Genomic DNA, 1,130 nt, shown 5'->3' with positions numbered 1-1,130 from the left:
GAGCAGGGCCTGCAGGTTGTCGCCGCGCTGCTCGGCCTGCTCGGTGGCCGCCGTGACCTGCGCGCGGGCGCCGTCGTCGTAGGTCGGGCGGTCCACGTCGCGGAAGATGCCCGTGACGGTGTGGGTGAGGTCCTGGTCGGAGAGCCGGGAGAGCGCGAACGCCTGCGTGGGGTCGTGCTCGGCCTCGCGGTGGACGACGAGCGCGTCCTCGCCGACCTCGGCGACCGGGCGCACCTCGAGCCCGCCGGACGCGGCCCGCACGACGCCGTACTCGCCGTCGTTGCCGAAGCGGATCGGCTCGCCGTCGGCCAGCGGGATGAGCCGCTGGGCGACGTCGTCGCCCTTGCGCAGGACGTCGAACGAGCCGTCGTTGAAGATCGGGCAGTCCTGGAAGATCTCGACCAGGGACGCGCCGCGGTGGGCGGCGGCCCGGCGGAGCACCTCGGTGAGGCCCTTGCGGTCGGAGTCCAGCGCGCGCCCGACGAACGTGGCCTCGGCGCCCAGGGCCAGCGACACCGGGTTGAACGGGGCGTCGATGGAGCCCATCGGGGTCGACTTGGTGACCTTGCCGACCTCGGAGGTCGGCGAGTACTGGCCCTTGGTCAGCCCGTAGATCCGGTTGTTGAACAGCAGGATCGTGATGTTCATGTTGCGGCGCAGGGCGTGGATCAGGTGGTTGCCCCCGATCGACAGCGCGTCGCCGTCGCCGGTGACCACCCAGACCGAGAGGTCCGGACGCGAGACGGCCAGCCCGGTCGCGATCGCCGGCGCGCGGCCGTGGATCGAGTGCATCCCGTAGGTGTCGAGGTAGTACGGGAACCGCGACGAGCACCCGATGCCCGAGACGAACACGATGTTCTCGCGCCGCAGGCCCAGCTCGGGCAGGAACGAGCGCACCGACGCGAGCACGGCGTAGTCGCCGCAGCCCGGGCACCAGCGCACCTCCTGGTCGGAGGTTAAGTCCTTGGCCTTCTGCGGGGTGTCGGTGGTCGGGACGAGGTCCAGGCCACCACGCTTCGGGGTGGGCAGGTCCACTGTGGTCATGCGGGAAGATCCCCCTTCACGGCGTCCGTGAGGACGCCGGCGAGCTCCTCGGCCCCGAACGGCAGGCCGGCCACCTTCGTGTAGGA

At 71.5% G+C, this 1,130-nt stretch carries 1 protein-coding gene; it reads right to left on the bottom strand.

The window, feature by feature from the left end; genetic code table 11:
• Window positions 1-1,044, bottom strand: a 1,044-nt coding sequence (locus AC0CYZ_RS29025; RefSeq protein WP_472221582.1) for a 2-oxoacid:ferredoxin oxidoreductase subunit beta, incomplete at its 3' end; no start/stop codon positions are given.
• Window positions 1,045-1,130: the final 86 nt, after the last annotated feature.

The sequence above is a fragment of the Actinomycetospora sp. genome, from assembly GCF_055612215.1.
The sequence above is the reverse complement of the archived record's forward strand: the minus strand, read 5'-3'. Positions and strand labels throughout refer to the sequence as shown.